The organism is Acinetobacter sp. YH12138, from assembly GCF_015218525.1.
GTDB classification, from domain to species: Bacteria; Pseudomonadota; Gammaproteobacteria; order Pseudomonadales; family Moraxellaceae; genus Acinetobacter; species Acinetobacter amyesii.
Window position 1 is genome coordinate 1,654,437 of the sequence record NZ_CP048670.1, and the last position, 16,430, is coordinate 1,670,866.

The following is a 16,430-nucleotide window of genomic DNA, read 5'->3' on the forward strand; positions in this document are numbered from 1 at the left end:
CTCTTCACATATTCAATTCATCTGTCCAAACGTCTCTGGCATGTTGCAAATGTCCGCTTTGATACACAGCGTTGCACCTAATTCGGTGGCGTTTAGATCAATATCATAATCTGAAGGGAAGCGCATCCAGGTTCCCGTAGGATATACATGGTGTGCTGAGCTAAGCGCACCTTGCAAGGATAAAAATTTCAATGCCATGTTCAGCACTTTCAGCCATGCATTGATTGGGTTTTAATTTTTCCAAAAAAGTCTGTTCAACATTTGATTTAAATAAGGAGCAGATTTCTCGGCCTTGCTGAATACGCCAATGCTTTGGGTCATGAGTATTAATGCGTGTTGGAGTCACTTCATGTTTTGTCATTTGCATGAGTTTGACAAAAATTTGGCAACCCATTTCACTCGATACCCGATGGCTAGATTGATGTGGATTACGCATATACCATCCTGCAAGATAGTGTTGATCCTCATTTTCAGTAAATGTTCCAGTTAAGACCCAAACCTCTTCACCAAGGGGGTGCGTATGTTCAGTGAATGGAGTCTGTGGCGAAAATTCAACCACACTGGTTGCGCGCGCATTTTCTGCACCAATTCGGTCAAGTATCATACGATTGACTTGACCGCCTGGAGATTTGACCCAATGGTAATCTTGCGGAGTGATGATAATTGGTTTTGAAAAATCAGCATGAAGATGCATAACACAATACACGTTTGTAAATTTAAAGAGAAAATAAATGTAACTTTTTCAACAACACTATACGAGTTTAAACAACATCTCAGCAGTTGAATTATTAAGTGAATTGCAGTGCAATGGACTGAAATGGGAAGGAGGAATGTCGGTTGTATGTAAAGGTGAGAGCAGGTCCGAGTAATCACAAGGGGCTCAGTACAAGGAGATACTATGATGATTCATGGTTCAATTTAGCGGTTCAAAAGTATGCTTACACCGCGTAGCAAGATCAGCATTGTGATTATCTATAAACAAAATACCTGTTGCGACTTTTAACTGCTCCACAGCGCCCAAAATTTTATAATTTCAAGCCCAAGACGGAATTTCTTACGAGCAGATTGCGACTTTACATAGTCATGCTGTGATATCGACTTGCGTTAATTTGCTTTAAAAAGCATATAGTTGCTTGGACTTTTTGGTGATTTTAAAGATGATTATGGTTATATACATGGGGTTCTGCTTGTTTCTTAGGAATTGATCAAGATGCCAAATATGTGTCAAAGCATATTTTAAAATGTTATCAAATTTTTCAAATATGCTGGGAGGATTGCTTGGCGTTAATATGACGCATAACAAGATGACTCTAGGAAAATAGGGTCATTTTTCGATGTTCTGTTTTAAATCCTAAGAAAAACGTCATGTGACAATTTTTTGGAATCAAAGCATTAAACAAGTGATCAATGTGAGAAAATAAGAATAGTTTTTGTGCCAATTAAAGAATCAGAGAATTACGTAAGCCAGACAATAGGTCAGTATCATATTTAGGTTTGCATATTACCTTAGTTTACTTATTTTCACCTAAAATCTAGTTCATAAATAATTTCTAGTGAAATTAAAATAAAAACAAAAACTTATATGATTGTTTTGAATTAAATATTAAAGTTGGTTCATGAACTAGTGCTGTAGGCTAATTTTAATCGATAGTAAATCGGTGAGATTCATACTCAAAAACCATTTTTATTATAAAAATATTATGAGTAAAATTCCTCCAAGAATAATCCGATACCAAGCGAAGACTCTCAGTGAATGTTTCTCTACAAATTTGACTAAAGCTTTGACCACAACCAGTGCAGCCATAAATGCGGCCACAAAGCCTAAGGCTATGTTCATCATATTATCTGCATTTAATAAAGAAGCATTGCGAATTAAGTCATATGACGCAGCCCCCAACATTGTTGGCATAGCAAGAAAAAAAGAAAATTCTGTAGCAGCTTTACGTGATAAACCTGAGAGCATACCGCCAATTATCGTTGCTCCTGAACGAGAAGTGCCTGGAATCATTGCAAGGCATTGAGCAAAACCGACAAGAATAGCTTGTTTTATACTAATGTCAGTGGCTTCGAGTGCTTTTGGTTCAAACTTTCTATCTTCTACAGAAAAGATAATTAACCCGCCAATAATAAGTGCGAAAGCTACGACGAGTGGGCTAAACAGCACCTGTTTGATGAAATCGACGGCTAATATACCGATGAAAACAGCGGGAAGAAAAGCAATAAAAACATTGATGGCAAAACATCTGGCATGAGTATCACTAGAGGAAAAGCCTTTTACTAAGTCGATTATCTTTTGACGGTAAAGCCAACAAACAGCAAGAATAGCACCTAGCTGAATGACGACTTCAAATGCACGGCCTGAGTCGGATTGAAAATCTATTAAATGCCCAAAAAGAATTAAATGACCAGTACTTGAAATTGGCAAAAATTCAGTTAAACCCTCAATCAGACCTAAAAATAATGCTTTTAGAAGTTCTAAATTTTCCATAAGTAAAAATAATCATCAATGGTCGGAATCTTTTAAGGTATTTCAAACTTTATATAAATGTATAAATGCAAATTTTTACGCAAATTTTACGCTTCATGCATATTTCTGAATAGAGATTTTACGGGCGTCTTTTAGATACTAAATCATGGAAATTTATCCATGCTTAGGATGGAAAAGATGAGTGCTAAATTCATAGCGCATCAAAAAATGCCGTATCACAACAATTGCGCCATACATGAGGCGATACATCTTAGAGAGATTAAAAAAAGCGTATTTGCTCTCCATTTTAAGGGGAGTAAAAACGGATGTTAGTATTTATTCTACTCATCATGATCGTTGTTGCTCTTGCTTATCCGCTTGGTAAATATTTAGCAGCCGTCATGCAAAATAAAAAAATGCGGATAGATCCACTTTTCAATTGGGTTGAAAAGCCGATTTATGCGGTGTTGGGGACTAACCCTAAATTAGGTATGAGTGTGAAAACGTATGCTCTTAGTTTTGTACTGAGTTGCATGGTGTTGGGTGGCTTTACTTGGGTTTTATTTATGACTCAAGCGAACTTGCCGCTGAACCCCAATCAGGCCCCAAATATGTCGTGGGATTTAGCCCTTCACACTATGATTTCGTTTTTAACCAATACAAATCAGCAGCATTATTCCGGACAGGCTCAGTTGTCGTACTTGTCACAAATGGTGGGGATTGTTGGTCTGCAAATCATTACTCCCATGATGGTGCAATCATAATTGTTGCTAATCGGTCCCGTTCAGAGCTGATACTTCTGGTTGCCATAATTCCGGGAATCGCACAAGCAAAACTGGATAGCAGAGGAATAAATGAACGGCCGCTAAGCCCGGCTTTAGACATTAATTTATCTAAAAGAAATGCTGCTCGGGGTAAATAGCCTGACTCTTCAAGCATTAAAATGAAGAAGAATAAAATCAAAATCTGAGGCATATATGCAAGCACGCTACCTGTGCCAGCAATTACCCCATCGACTACCAAGCTTTTTAATAGAGGATGTTGGATTAGTGGTCCAATAAAATCACTGAGCCATACGATAAAATTTTCAATGAATTCAATAAAAGGCGTTGCCCATATAAATACCGCCTGGAACATCACAAACATGGTTAAAGTTAAGATTACTAAACCCAATACAGGATGTAGAAAAATTTTATCTAGAAATGCGGTTCTTTTATCACCACTGTCATTATTTAAAATAACTTGTTTGGTGATTTGTTTGACCTGTTCAAAATGACTTAATTCAGAATGATAAGGAGTAATAAAAAGATTTTTTTGATCTAATTGATTAGGGTCTGTTGACATTTGTTGATTAAAAAAATAGCGAGATAGTAAAATTAAATCGCCAAACCCAATTTTACACTCGCTATGCCTCGAACAATGCTAAATGATCAACACTGGTCCAAGTTACTTGCTATTTTCCGTCACTTTAATATTTATCTCAAATTAAATTTACGGAATTTTATTGAAGCGATTTTATTTCGAATTAGAACAGGCTGTCCTTGGCGTGATTTACCTCAAGAGTTTGGTAAATCAAATTCTATTTTTAAGAAATATAATCGATGGTCTAAAAATAGTAAGTTTATGAATATTTTTAAATTATTCAGCCAGCATGCTGATAAAGAGTGGATTTTTATCGATGGGAGCCATGTACGAGCGCATCAACATTCAGCCGGTATTAAGAATCAAAGTATTTCCAAAAGTATTGGTGGTAATAGTTCAAAAATACATTTAGCAATCGATTCAAATGGTAATCCTATTGAATTTATTATTTCAGATGGAACTTCACATGATATTAAGGTTGCACCTGATCTTGTATCAAAATTAGATTTAACAGAGTCAGAAATGCTATGTGCAGATAAAGGCTATGATTCAGAAAGTTTCAAAAAGAAAATTAGAGAAAGTAATACGAAAGCAAACATTCCTCGAAGATCAAATGCCAAATCTAGCAATGATGATATGGACTGGTATATGTATAAAATCAGACATTTAGTTGAAAATGCGTTTTGTAGATTAAAACAATTTAGAGGAATTGCCACAAGATACGATAAGCTAAAACGTAACTATCAAAGCGCTGTTGCTTTAGCTTGTATATTTATATGGTTGCCTCTTTAGCTCAATTTATCGGCTGTAAATGTCAACACACCCTAATTAAATCTTGAATTCCTTTTGTTTTAACTGCGACAGCTTCAACTACAGGGATACCTAACAGTTGAGACAGTTTATCCTTATCAATGGAAATACCACGCTTTTTGACCTCATCCATCATATTTAATACAAGAATCATAGGGCGATTTAGAGCACGAACTTCGAGAACCAAGCTCAAATGTAAGCTTAAATTTGTGGCATCTACAACGCATATAAAAATATCGGGTAGAATTTCACCTTTTAGCTCGCCCAAACAAACTGCCCTGGTGACTTCTTCATCTAAACTACTAGGTTTTAAACTGTAAGTTCCGGGTAAGTCCAATACTCGTATTGCATCACCAGAAGGTAATTTAAAAGAACCTTCTTTTCTTTCTACGGTAACCCCAGCATAGTTGGCAACTTTTTGTCGCGTACCAGTAAGCGTATTAAATAAAGAGGTTTTTCCGCAATTTGGATTACCGACTAATGCAATGTTCTTAATCTTCATTGGATACTAACTCTACAAAAATTCTTTCAGCTTCATTCTTTCTTAATGCGAATCTTGAAGTTTCAATTTGAACTAAAACAGGATCTCCGCCAAAAACACCTTTAGCGAGTACTTGTAGAGTTTCACCCTCTCTAAAACCTAATAGTTGGAGCCGTTCCAATACGGGATCAGTGGTATGACTGTATTGATTACCTTTTTTGAGATCTCTAATTTTGACGATCTGATTTTGTTTAACTTGAAATAGATTCATTTTCGATACTCTTACTTCAAAGCCAAAATCTTTCGAGCACCATTAAGCACGAATAAAGAAACCAGGATGCCAATGATTAAGTCTGGGTAAGCTGATCCCGTCCACGCCACGAGTACACCGGCAAATATAACGCCCATATTTACGACAACGTCATTCGCCGAGAAAATCCAACTGGCTTTCATATGTGCGCCATCTTCTCGATGACCAGAAATAAGATATAAGCATGTCACGTTAGCTATAAGTGCGAGCAGGCCAATAACAATCATGAGCGTTGATTCTGGCTCGCTTCCAAACATGAATCGTCTAATGACATCAATAATCACGATGACAGCAAGTAATAACTGAATCCAACCTGCGAAATGGGCTGCTTTCACTTGATATTTCGCAGCTTTTCCGACGGCATATAGCGCAATACCATAAACGGCTGCATCGGCAAACATATCTAGAGAATCAGCAATCAATCCTGTAGACGCAGCAATAATTCCGCTGATGAATTCTATAAAGAACAGTAGAGCATTAATGCCTAATAACAGTTTAAGTACTTTAGCTTGTCTCACAGGATCAGGTTCATTAGGTATATCGCCTGTAGAAAGCTGTGTTTCATCAAGTTTCGCCCCAAAACCCAGTCCTTCAAGTTTGGCCGTAATTTGCTGACTCCCTTCATTATGGAAGACTTTCAGTTTTCGATTGGGAAGATCAAAAGTAAGACCTTTAACTGCTTCAATATCTGCAAGAGCCATACGGACCATTTGCTCTTCAGCAGAGCAATCCATTTTAGGAATGGTATAGGTACTTGTTTGCTTAGCCTGTTGATTGCTTATATAAGTTTCAGTCTTCACAAGCTTTGCACCAAAACCCAAAGCTTCAAGTTTGGTAGTTATATTTTCATCTTTTTGATTATGTAGAACCTTTAAAGACCGGTTAGGTAAATCAAAGATGAGTTTTTGAACACCATCAATTGAAGATAGCGCCATACGAACCATCTGTTCTTCCGCAGAACAATCCATTTTGGGAACTAAGTATTCACTCATGTAGTGCGAATCTTTTAAAACGTTTTCAGTGCTTAAATTTTCTTTGGGATCAGAACCACAACAGGATTGAGCGGTATCTTCACAACTGTTTGAAGTGTTACAGCAAGGAGATGAAGATTTTTCTTCTTCCTCTTCACCACAACAGCTAGGCGTATTATCACAATTCTTTGAATTGCTTGCTTCTGCAATTGATGGATGATTTTCTTGTTGAGATTTCTTATCTTCGCATGGTGTTTCTTTACTACATCCACAGCCACTCATAGTTATACCCATTAAAAAAATTTATAAACTTTGAATATTAGAATCCCTATAGTTACTATAGAGTCAAGATTTTTTGGAAATACCAACTCAATGCATTTAAAAATTGGTGAACTCTCTAAAAAAACCTCATGTTCAGTATTAACAATTAGGTTTTATGAAAAGGAAGGTTTAATTCCAGAACCAGAAAGAACGGAAGGAAATTACCGCCTTTACGATGTAGGCTATGTTGAGCGAATTAAATTTATTTTGAATTGCCGAACTTTAAATATGAGTTTGAATGAAATTCGTCAATTACTTACCTATAAAGACAAACCTGAGAAAAATTGTTCAGGGGTGAATGAATTAATTGACTTACATGTCAGTGCTATCAGAGAAAATATAATCAAGCAACAAAAGCTTATTGAACAACTATCTGATTTAAGAGGTACTTGTGATGGTTTATGTACAATTGACCAATGTGGAGTTTTAAAAAATCTAGCTTGATTATCTAGACCTATGCTTTTTTCAAAAACTCTGTATATCTTTACTTAAGGCTGCAAAAAGTTTAAGGTTACTCAAATTCTGTGATCAGATCTTTGATAGATCTGGACAGCTTCTTTATTGGTGTTTTAAATACAGATTTGTGTATGAAGAGAAAAACATTTCTAATCCAGATATTGGTACTCTTATTCACATTCCAGAATATTTGGAGTGTGGCAGAGGCCGCGTGTCTGCATGAAATGCCAAACATACCCAATTCAATACTCTCTAATCCAATCGATTTAGACGAAAAGAGTGATAGTCCTCGTCAAGCACTTTATTCCCTAGAAAACTATAAAGAAATCTATGACTATTGTCAGAAGGTTTGTTTTAACGAAAAGTGCAGTCATTTCTCAAATACAATCGTGATTCAGATTGACCCACCCGATGATCTGAAGCTTAAAGCTGATTTTGAGACCGGCATTACCCCAACTTATTTGGGAATAACTTTTTATAAATCCCCTTATCTGAATCAATTAACCCCGCCTCCCGATTTGCCCCTACTATTGGTGGGGTAGTCTTATAAAAGCCCACCACTCCTAATTTCATTATGCGTGGGGCATTTTCATGTCAAAAAACAAATTACATCAGGATACCTCCATCCTGAATTTATCCTGGTCAGCCTTAGGTAGCGGTATCTTGCTATCTGCAATGATCAGCATCAGTACTTCCGTAGTCGCCAGTACTCAAGATTTAACGCTGCAGCAAGCTATTGAGCAGGTTAACCAATATCAAGCGTCCCAAAATTTCTGGGAAACGCAAAATAGTATTAATGCCACGAATCTTCAGCAAAGTAAGCTGTTTAAAAATCCTGAATTGTCAGTTGAACAAACGGGCTTTGGTTCAAATAATGAAAAAGAGCTTGCCATTGGCATATCACAACCCTTGGATATTTTTGGTGAGCGAAAAGCAAACCAAAAATTAGCCAGTCTCTCTACAGATAAAACAGCACTGAAGCAGAAGATTTATCAAGCGCAAATTGAGCTTGCGGTGAAATATGTATGGTCACAACTGGCCATTGCTGAACTTGAAAGAAACATTGTCAATGAACAACTTCGGGTGAGCCAAGAAAACCTTAAAGCGATCGAGAAGCGCTTTACTGCGGGCGGTATCGCGCAAGTAGATGTGAATCGCGCACGTTTAAGTCATGCTGAAAATATCCGTCTTTTTAGACAGGCAGACTTACAGGTACAAGTGGCCACCCAACAATTATCAAATTTATGGGGTACGTCTGATAAGTCATTGCAGGTAAACCTCTCTTCACAAAAGCTCTGGCCAAAATCGACTCATGGACAGGTTCAAGAATATTTAGCGGAAAACTACGTTGAGAAATATCGAGCTTTACTGGTATTAGAGTCTCAAGCAACGGTTGATCAACTAAGAGCAAAGGCACGTCCTAACCCCACTTTAAACCTAGGTGTCAACCGCACCCAATCCTTGGAAAACTCCACACAAAATCAATTAGTAGTCGGAGTTAGTGTACCGCTTAATATTTTCGATCGTCAGCAAAATGGCATAAAAATCGCGCAAGAAAAAATGAACTTATTAGAGCGTCAGAAAGAGTTTTATCTGAAGCAAAATGCGCTGCAAATAGGCACAATTTTAACCGAGTTGCAGGGTTTAGAGCTGCAATTCAAAGTCGTTGACGAGACTCAAATTCCTTTGGCGACTCAAGTTCAAAGTAAGACGCTACAAGGTTTCTTGGCAGGCAAGTTTGCTTTAACCGATGTTCAGCAAGCCACGCTTCAATTACAAGACATCCGTCTGCGTAAAGTCCAGTTGTTACGGGATGGCTGGCAAAAGGCCATTGAAGCAGAAAGTTTGAGCTTAGGCATTAGCCCAAGTGAAGTCATGTCGAAAGATGCTATTGCACAAATCAATCAAAACTTATGGCAAGACATACAGGCCATGCCTGTCATTGGTGGGGGAAATTAACATGTTCGATCTTAAAAACAGCTTAAAAAAACAGAGCGGAAAAATCTCTCAACCTCTACTGATTGGTTTGGTCATCGGCGCAACCGTACTCCTCAGTATTTTCTTGATCTTGTCGGGTAAGAATAAATCTGAAACATCAGATGAACATGCAGAGGAAGAAGGCGCAGAGGAACATGGAAGTGAAGAACATGGCGGTGAAACCGAAGAGCATGCAGAAGGCGTGAGCCTGACGGCCAAGCAACTGGTGGAACAGGGCATACAGTTATCAGCGGTCGATCAAGGTCCGGTGGTTAAATTAAGTTCTTATCCTGCCAAACTCAATGTGAATACGGATCAGCAAGCGCATGTCTCACCGAGTTTTAGCGGTCATGTAGAAAATGTTTATGTAGAACTCGGCCAAAAAGTTCAGAAAGGGCAGCCTTTGGCTACATTGCTTGTTCCTGATCTAGTTGATCAGCAGGCCAATCTTAAAATTGAACAAACCAATCTGGAACTGGCAAAACAAGACTTTGAGCGTGAGCGTCAATTGTGGTCACAGGGTATCTCAGCAAAACAGGACTATCAACGGGCTTATAACAGTTATAAACGGGCACAAATCCAGGTTCAAGCGGCCCAATCACGTTTAAGTGCATTTGGTGCAGTGAATGCTAGTAACGGGCGCTATATTTTAAAAGCCCCAATTTCTGGCGTGATCAGTAAAAAGGATTTGGTTCTCGGGGAAAATGTTCAGTTAGCAAGTCAACTCTTTACCATAGACCGGTTAGATCAGCTCTGGCTTGAATTTATTGTTCCAAATTCTGAAATTGTGGGCTTAGCCCCGAATCAAAAGATCGAATTTAAATCTTTGCAAACTGAAAAGGTCTATAGGGCGGTTATTCAAACCTTAAATACTGAAGCGGATATTCAAACAGGTCGTCTTCAGGTGCGAGCAAAAGTTGAATCGAATGCAACCGAATTACGTCCAAACTTGATGGTAAACGTACAGTTGCAACAACGCAGTGAAAGTACCGCATTACGGGTGCTTAAGTCCGCAGTTCAGAATGTCGATGGAAAAGATGTGGTTTTTGTCGCCACTCAGCATGGACAAAAAGTTGAATTCACTCCGCAACCGGTGAAATTAGGTCAATCGTCTGGGGATAGCCAGTGGATTGAAGTGGTAAATGGGCTTAATCAGGGACAAAAATATGCCGCTCAAGGCAGTTTCTTACTGAAATCTGAGATGGAAAAAGGAGAGGCTTCACATGAGCACTAAAAGCCCTCACATTCCAGACCACGAATCGGTAAAACCTGAAGGGCTGTTTGATCGGCTGATCCAGTTTTCTATTCATAACGCCATTTGGATTATGCTGTTTATTGCAGCCTGGATTGCTATTGGTATTTATAGTTATCAAAAGTTACCGATTGATGCTGTACCGGATATTACCAATACTCAGGTGCAGATTAACACTTCAGCCAATGGCTTTACGGCTTTGGAAATGGAACAGCGGATTACCTATCCAATTGAGAATGCCATGTCAGGCATGCCGAAAATGGAACAAACCCGTTCGATTTCACGCTACGGCTTATCGCAAGTGACCATCATTTTTGAAGATGGCACGGATATTTACTGGGCCAGACAGCTTATCAACCAGCGCTTGCAAGAAGCAATGGGAGAAATGCCTGAAGATGTGCAACCTAACATGTCGCCTATTTCGACAGGTTTAGGTGAAATCTATCAATGGGTGATTAAAGCCGAACCAAATGCTAAAAAGCCGGATGGAACCGCTTATTCGGCGATGGATTTACGTGAAATTCAGGATTGGATTGTAAGACCGCAATTACAGCGCGTAAAAGGCGTTGCTGAGATCAACAGTATCGGTGGCTTTAATAAAACCTATGTGGTTGCCCCTGATCTGAACCGATTGCAACAATTGCAAATTCCTTTGTCTGATTTACAAACTGCCTTAACAGAGAATAATGAAAACCGTGGTGCTGGCTATATTGAGAAAAATGGACAACAGCTAACGGTTCGTGTTCCCGGCACTTTAAACACGATTGAAGATATCCAGAACATCAGTATTGCCAATAAAAACGGCTATCCGATTCGGGTGGCAGATGTCGCCAATGTCTCAATTGGTCATGACTTAAGAACAGGGGCTGCAACCTATAATGGTGAAGAAACTGTATTGGGTATTGCCATGATGATGATGGGAGAAAATAGCCGTACCGTTGCTCAAGCCATTGATGAAAAGGTGCAATCGATCCAGCAATCGCTACCTAAAGGTGTGGTGATTGAGACTGTGTATGACCGTACGCATTTGGTTGATCGGGCGATCAAAACCGTTCAGAAAAATTTGATTGAGGGTGCAATCCTCGTCATTGTTATTTTATTTCTCTTTCTAGGTAATTTCCGTGCTGCGCTGATCACGGCTTGCGTTATTCCACTGTCAATGCTGTTTACCTTGACGGGAATGGCAGAGCAGAAGATTAGTGCAAATCTGATGAGTTTAGGGGCACTGGACTTCGGTATTATTATTGATGGTGCAGTGGTTATTGTAGAAAACTGTATCCGTCGGCTAGCAGAAGCTCAGAAGCTGAAAGGTGGTTTACTTAGCCGTTCTGAAAGATTTAAAGAAGTCTTCTTGGCTGCAAAACAGGCGCGTCGTCCTCTGATTTTTGGACAGTTAATTATTTTGGTGGTTTATCTACCTATCTTTACCCTGACGGGTGTAGAAGCCAAACTTTTCCATCCTATGGCAATGACTGTTGTACTGGCTTTAATTGGGGCCATGATTTTATCTGTCACTTTTGTGCCAGCCGCAGTTGCCCTATTTGTCACTGGAGAAGTCAAGGAAACCGAAAGTCGCTGGATGCATTGGCTTAAAACCAAATATGAACTGCTTTTAGATAAAGCCTATGAGCTTCGTTTATTTGTGACTATTGTGGCTGCCTGTATTTTAGTGCTTACGGGCGTGCTAGCCACTCAAACAGGTAGCGAGTTTGCACCTCAACTGGGTGAAGGTGATTTTGCTGTTCAGCAAATGCGTTCCCCAAGTACAGGGTTAGAACAGTCACTGAGAATGCAGAAAAATACTGAAAAGTTACTGTTGAAAGAATTTCCTGAAATTAAAGCGATCTTTGCTCGTACCGGTACAGCAGAAGTGGCCACAGATGTTATGCCACCCAACATTTCAGATGGCGTGGTACTGTTAAAACCTCATGATGAATGGCCTGATCCAAAACAAACGATTGATGAGCTTCGCCAAAGAATGATTACTTTCTTAGCGACATTGCCGGGAAATAACAGTGAGTTCTCGCAACCCATTGAACTGCGCTTTAACGAGTTAATTTCAGGGGTGCGAAGTGATGTGGGTGTCAAATTATTTGGTGATGACATGGAGATTCTAAATCGCGAAGCGAATAAAATTTCTCAAAAAATTAACTCAATTTCAGGCGCGACAGCCGTTAATGTAGAACAGACCAGTGGCTTACCCTTGTTGAATGTAGAGGTGGATAAGTCCAGAGCTGCACAATATGGCTTGTCGGTAAGAGCAATTCAGGATCTGGTAGCTACAAGTGTCGGTGGCCAGAATGTTGGAACAATTTTACAGGGAGACAAGCGTTTTGATTTTGTCATCCGTCTAGATGAATCCCAGCGTAGTCCTGAACAGTTAGCGGTACTTCCTGTTCAATTGCCGAATGGTGGTTTAGTCCAACTGCAAGATGTGGCACGCGTTGAAAATATCCTGGGTATTAATCAGGTCAGCCGTGAAAATGGTAAACGTCGAGTGGTTATTACTGCAAATGTAGAAGGACGTGATTTAGGCTCATTCGTAACAGAGCTTCAGAGCACGTTATCCAAACAGGAATTACCAAGCGGTTATTGGATAGATTATGGCGGTCAATTTCAAAATCTGATGTCTGCAAAAGCGCGTATGCAATTGGTGGTTCCGCTCGCATTGTTGACGATCTTTATTTTATTGATGGCTGTATTCCATAATATCAAAGAAAGCTTACTGGTCTTTAGTGGTGTCCCGTTTGCCTTATGTGGAGGCTTAATCGCATTGTGGTTGCGTGACATTCCATTATCCATGTCAGCAGGGGTTGGCTTCATTGCACTATCGGGGGTGGCTGTACTGAATGGCTTAGTCATGCTCACCTTTATCAAAGAGTTGCGACAGCAATATGACCTTTATTATGCAACGTGGCAGGGTGCAATTTTGCGTCTTAGACCTGTGCTGATGACCGCTTGTGTGGCGTCCCTTGGGTTTGTTCCGATGGCTTTGGCAACCGGGACTGGGGCAGAAGTACAGAGACCTTTAGCGACTGTAGTCATTGGCGGGATTATCTCTTCAACATTACTAACTTTGGTGCTGTTACCCGTGCTTTATCGTTGGATAAATGAAAAAAAAGTTTCTTAATCCAATAGATTAGTCGATTTACAGCAGAGATATTGGCTGTTATCCAATATCTCTGCTCATCATAAATAGAATAAGGAAAATATTTTATGTCAGAACATCATGATCATAGCCATGCGGTTGTTACTGAAGAAAATAGTAAGAAGTTAATGGTTGCCTTAGGTTTAACGACTACTTTTTTAATAGTAGAAGTTGTCGCTGCTTTTATTACCCAAAGTTTAGCATTACTGTCTGATGCCGCTCACATGTTTACTGATGTAGCCGCATTAGCTATTGCTCTTGCTGCTATCAAAATTGGTAAAAAAGCCGCAGATGATAAAAGAACTTTTGGCTATCAGCGATTCGAAATTTTAGCGGCTCTGTTTAATGCAGTGATGCTTTTTGTGGTGGCGATATATATTGTCTATGAAGCTTACCAACGCTTTACGCATCCTGCTGAAATTCAAAGTGTTGGAATGATGATTGTCGCAGTCATTGGTTTGGTCATAAATTTGATTTCAATGAAAATCCTTTCTGCGAGTGCTCAAGAAAGTCTAAATGTGAAAGGCGCATATTTAGAAGTCCTTAGTGATGCACTGGGATCGATAGGCGTGATTATCGGAGGAGTGGTCATTTATTTTACCCAGTGGATGTGGGTAGATACCGTAATCGCTGTGTTAATTGGCTTCTGGGTTTTACCTCGAACTTGGGTTTTATTAAAACAAAGTATCCATATTTTGCTTGAAGGGGTTCCTGATGAGATTGATATTGAGTCGTTAAGAAATGATTTATTGATGCTAGAGGGTGTTGAAGGGATTCATCAGTTGAAAGTCTGGGCTATATCTTCAAAAAACATTCATTTAACTGCTCATTTGGTTGCTCCTAATAGCGATCCAGATCAGCTCTATCAAAAGGCCTTAGACGTTCTAAAACATAATCATAGTATTACTGAAATTACGTTACAAATAGAAAGTAAGGAATGTAATACATTGGAACAGCATAAACATTAAAGTGCTGCTCTTTCTACATAATGGACAGATGACTAGGCTGATAAACCTTACCATTTTCCTGTATTACACTTCTATTTATCACACGCACTTTAAACACCATCCTGAGACATTTTAAAATTACAAGAATGTAATTTATGAGTCCTCTGGGTGTTAATTCTTTAAAGTTAGAATATCTAACAAGTATTAAATGAGAGTAAATAAACATGCTATTCAAAAATAAATTTTGTACTAAATTACTGTTAATTAGTGCATTCTTTAGTATCGCAAGTTTTAGTTATGCAGATGGCGGCTTGTTATTTCTTGAAAAGAATTTAAAAGCTTCTAAAGTTGAAAATTCTAAACAAAAACAAGTTAAAAATAATGAATCAAATGAATCAAATGAATCAAATGAATCAAATGAATCAAATGAATCAAATGAATCAAATGAATCAAATGAATCAAATGAATCAAATGAATCAAATGAATCAAATGAATCAAATGAATCAAATGAATAGTTGGGTTGCATAAATAAATCAATTAGACTTATTCATTCAGCAATATAATTCCTGAATGAATAAGTTTATAACTAAAACCGGCTTTGTTGCATAAACATTCAAAAGCTGAGTTTTCCCCAATCCATTCAAATTTAAGTGACAACTTGGGTGTGAGGTCTACCTAATTCCGTAAATCTATTCAGAACTGCCACACGCGCATGAACTTCATTGACCTGACTTTGAAAATGTCTTGCCGTCAGCTTATCTCCTAATAATTTGATGCAATGCATCTTGGTTTCCACCAAACTGCGACGGTGATAGCCCGACCATTTTTTCCATAGGGTTCTGCCTAAATGCTTAACCGTTTGAAGTAACTCATTTCGTTCTATTGAACTGATTTTAGAATCTTTCCAGGGCTTGGCATTCTTCCTGGGTGGAATTACGGCACTGTTGCAAATAACCACGAATGGTAAGCTGAAGGGCACTGTTGCAAATAACCACGAATGGTAAGCTGAAGACTGTTTTAGCTAAAGGTGCAGCATATGAATCCTTTCCATGGTCGGCATTTTCAGGGCGAAATCATTCTTTGGGCTGTGCGCTGGTATTGTAAATATGGCATTAGCTATCGTGAACTGCAGGAAATGCTGGCTGAACGGGGTGTGAATGTTGATCACACGACTATTTACCGTTGGGTTCAACGTTATGCTCCTGAAATAGAAAAACGTTTACGCTGGTATTGGCGTAATCCTACAGATCTGAGCTCGTGGCATATTGATGAAACCTATGTAAAAGTGAATGGACGATGGTCTTATCTGTATCGTGCAGTCGATCAACGTGGCGATACCATTGATTTTTATCTTTCTTCTAGACGTAATACCAAATCAGCATATTGTTTTCTTGGAAAAATTTTAAATAATGTGAAGAAGTGGCAAATTCCACAAGTGATCAACACGGATAAAGCACCCACATATGGACGTGCTTTATCACGGTTAAAACGGGAAGGTAAATGTCCACCAGACCTTGAGCACAGGCAGATTAAGTATAAAAATAACGTGATTGAATGTGATCATGGCAAGCTAAAGCGGATCATCAGGGCCACATTAGGATTCAAATCTATGAAGACGGCTTATGCCACAATTAAAGGTATTGAAGTCATGCGTGCACTACGTAAAGGACAAGCATCGTCATTTTATTATGGTCAGCCTCAGGGTGAAGTGTGTCTAATCAACAGGGTTTTCGGTCTCTAAGTACTTTTTAAAGGGAACATCATCGACTCAAATCTCTATTTGCAACAGTGCCGTTGAAAGTGATGGTGATAAAAAGCTAATTCTACCTGTACCACAAGTCATTGATTGGTTAACAGATCTACTAGGAACAGATGTAGACAATGTTGCCAACCATAGCCTAGATATAGACATTCAAAATTTACGACGC

At 38.9% G+C, this 16,430-nt stretch carries 11 protein-coding genes and 6 pseudogenes; 10 read left to right on the top strand and 7 right to left on the bottom strand.

Going from position 1 to position 16,430, the window contains the following annotated elements:
- Nucleotides 1-4: 4 nt before the first annotated feature.
- Both G0029_RS08045 and G0029_RS08050 read right to left on the bottom strand, forming a co-directional pair.
- Nucleotides 5-694: pseudogene (locus G0029_RS08045) on the bottom strand (cupin domain-containing protein).
- 993 nt (nucleotides 695-1,687) lie between these two features.
- Nucleotides 1,688-2,488: an undecaprenyl-diphosphate phosphatase gene (locus G0029_RS08050; RefSeq protein ID WP_180109888.1), complete on the bottom strand. Its 801-nt coding sequence runs from the start codon at nucleotides 2,486-2,488 to the stop codon at nucleotides 1,688-1,690.
- 305 nt (nucleotides 2,489-2,793) lie between these two features.
- Between G0029_RS08050 and G0029_RS08055 the strand changes: the two are divergent.
- Nucleotides 2,794-3,219 (top strand): annotated as a pseudogene (locus tag G0029_RS08055) (potassium-transporting ATPase subunit KdpA); the annotation flags it as partial.
- On the opposite strand, the pseudogene G0029_RS08060 reads toward G0029_RS08055, so the two are convergent.
- Nucleotides 3,218-3,796 (bottom strand): annotated as a pseudogene (locus G0029_RS08060) (nucleoside recognition domain-containing protein); the annotation flags it as partial. The pseudogenes G0029_RS08055 and G0029_RS08060 sit on opposite strands and share 2 nt — an antisense overlap.
- Before the next feature lie 78 nt (nucleotides 3,797-3,874).
- On the opposite strand from G0029_RS08060, the gene G0029_RS08065 reads away from it, so the two are divergent.
- Entirely contained in the window at nucleotides 3,875-4,621 is a 747-nt protein-coding gene (locus G0029_RS08065) for an IS5 family transposase (protein ID WP_180168141.1), read from the top strand.
- A gap of 34 nt (nucleotides 4,622-4,655) precedes the next feature.
- Here the strand turns inward: G0029_RS08065 and G0029_RS08070 are convergent.
- The 3 genes and pseudogenes from G0029_RS08070 to G0029_RS08080 form a co-directional block, all read right to left on the bottom strand.
- Nucleotides 4,656-5,141 (bottom strand): annotated as a pseudogene (locus G0029_RS08070) (FeoB small GTPase domain-containing protein); the annotation flags it as partial.
- The gene (locus G0029_RS08075; RefSeq protein ID WP_004665962.1) at nucleotides 5,131-5,391 is read right to left on the bottom strand and encodes a FeoA family protein; all 261 of its coding nucleotides are present in this window, start codon (nucleotides 5,389-5,391) and stop codon (nucleotides 5,131-5,133) included. The pseudogene G0029_RS08070 and the gene G0029_RS08075, both read right to left, overlap by 11 nt.
- 11 nt (nucleotides 5,392-5,402) lie before the next feature.
- The gene (locus tag G0029_RS08080; RefSeq protein ID WP_004910216.1) at nucleotides 5,403-6,683 is read right to left on the bottom strand and encodes a cation transporter; all 1,281 of its coding nucleotides are present in this window, start codon (nucleotides 6,681-6,683) and stop codon (nucleotides 5,403-5,405) included.
- Between the two features lie 90 nt (nucleotides 6,684-6,773).
- On the opposite strand from G0029_RS08080, the gene cadR reads away from it, so the two are divergent.
- The 7 genes and pseudogenes from cadR to G0029_RS08115 all read left to right on the top strand — a co-directional run.
- A complete protein-coding gene (gene cadR / locus G0029_RS08085; protein WP_039624321.1) occupies nucleotides 6,774-7,166 on the top strand; it encodes a Cd(II)/Pb(II)-responsive transcriptional regulator in 393 nt (130 codons plus the stop codon).
- Nucleotides 7,167-7,309: 143 nt separating this feature from the next.
- The gene (locus G0029_RS08090; protein ID WP_039624319.1) at nucleotides 7,310-7,720 is read left to right on the top strand and encodes a hypothetical protein; all 411 of its coding nucleotides are present in this window, start codon (nucleotides 7,310-7,312) and stop codon (nucleotides 7,718-7,720) included.
- Nucleotides 7,721-7,769: 49 nt separating this feature from the next.
- Nucleotides 7,770-9,137: a TolC family protein gene (locus tag G0029_RS08095; protein ID WP_174560618.1), complete on the top strand. Its 1,368-nt coding sequence runs from the start codon at nucleotides 7,770-7,772 to the stop codon at nucleotides 9,135-9,137.
- A gap of 1 nt (nucleotide 9,138) precedes the next feature.
- Entirely contained in the window at nucleotides 9,139-10,389 is a 1,251-nt protein-coding gene (locus G0029_RS08100) for an efflux RND transporter periplasmic adaptor subunit (RefSeq protein WP_086197158.1), read from the top strand.
- Nucleotides 10,379-13,537, top strand: coding sequence for an efflux RND transporter permease subunit (locus tag G0029_RS08105; RefSeq protein WP_174560617.1), 3,159 nt, complete (start codon nucleotides 10,379-10,381; stop codon nucleotides 13,535-13,537). Before G0029_RS08100 ends, G0029_RS08105 begins: the two co-directional genes overlap by 11 nt.
- Before the next feature lie 86 nt (nucleotides 13,538-13,623).
- A complete protein-coding gene (locus tag G0029_RS08110; protein ID WP_174560616.1) occupies nucleotides 13,624-14,523 on the top strand; it encodes a cation diffusion facilitator family transporter in 900 nt (299 codons plus the stop codon).
- 203 nt (nucleotides 14,524-14,726) lie between these two features.
- A pseudogene (locus tag G0029_RS08115) lies at nucleotides 14,727-14,906 on the top strand (hypothetical protein); the annotation flags it as partial.
- A gap of 242 nt (nucleotides 14,907-15,148) precedes the next feature.
- Here G0029_RS08115 and G0029_RS08120 read toward each other — a convergent pair.
- Nucleotides 15,149-15,442: pseudogene (locus G0029_RS08120) on the bottom strand (IS5/IS1182 family transposase); the annotation flags it as partial.
- 96 nt (nucleotides 15,443-15,538) lie between these two features.
- Here G0029_RS08120 and G0029_RS08125 point away from each other — a divergent pair.
- Nucleotides 15,539-16,243 carry an IS6-like element IS1006 family transposase gene (locus G0029_RS08125; protein WP_001067784.1) on the top strand — a complete coding sequence of 235 codons (705 nt, stop codon included), beginning with the start codon at nucleotides 15,539-15,541 and terminating at the stop codon, nucleotides 16,241-16,243.
- The last annotated feature ends 187 nt before the right edge of the window (nucleotides 16,244-16,430 follow it).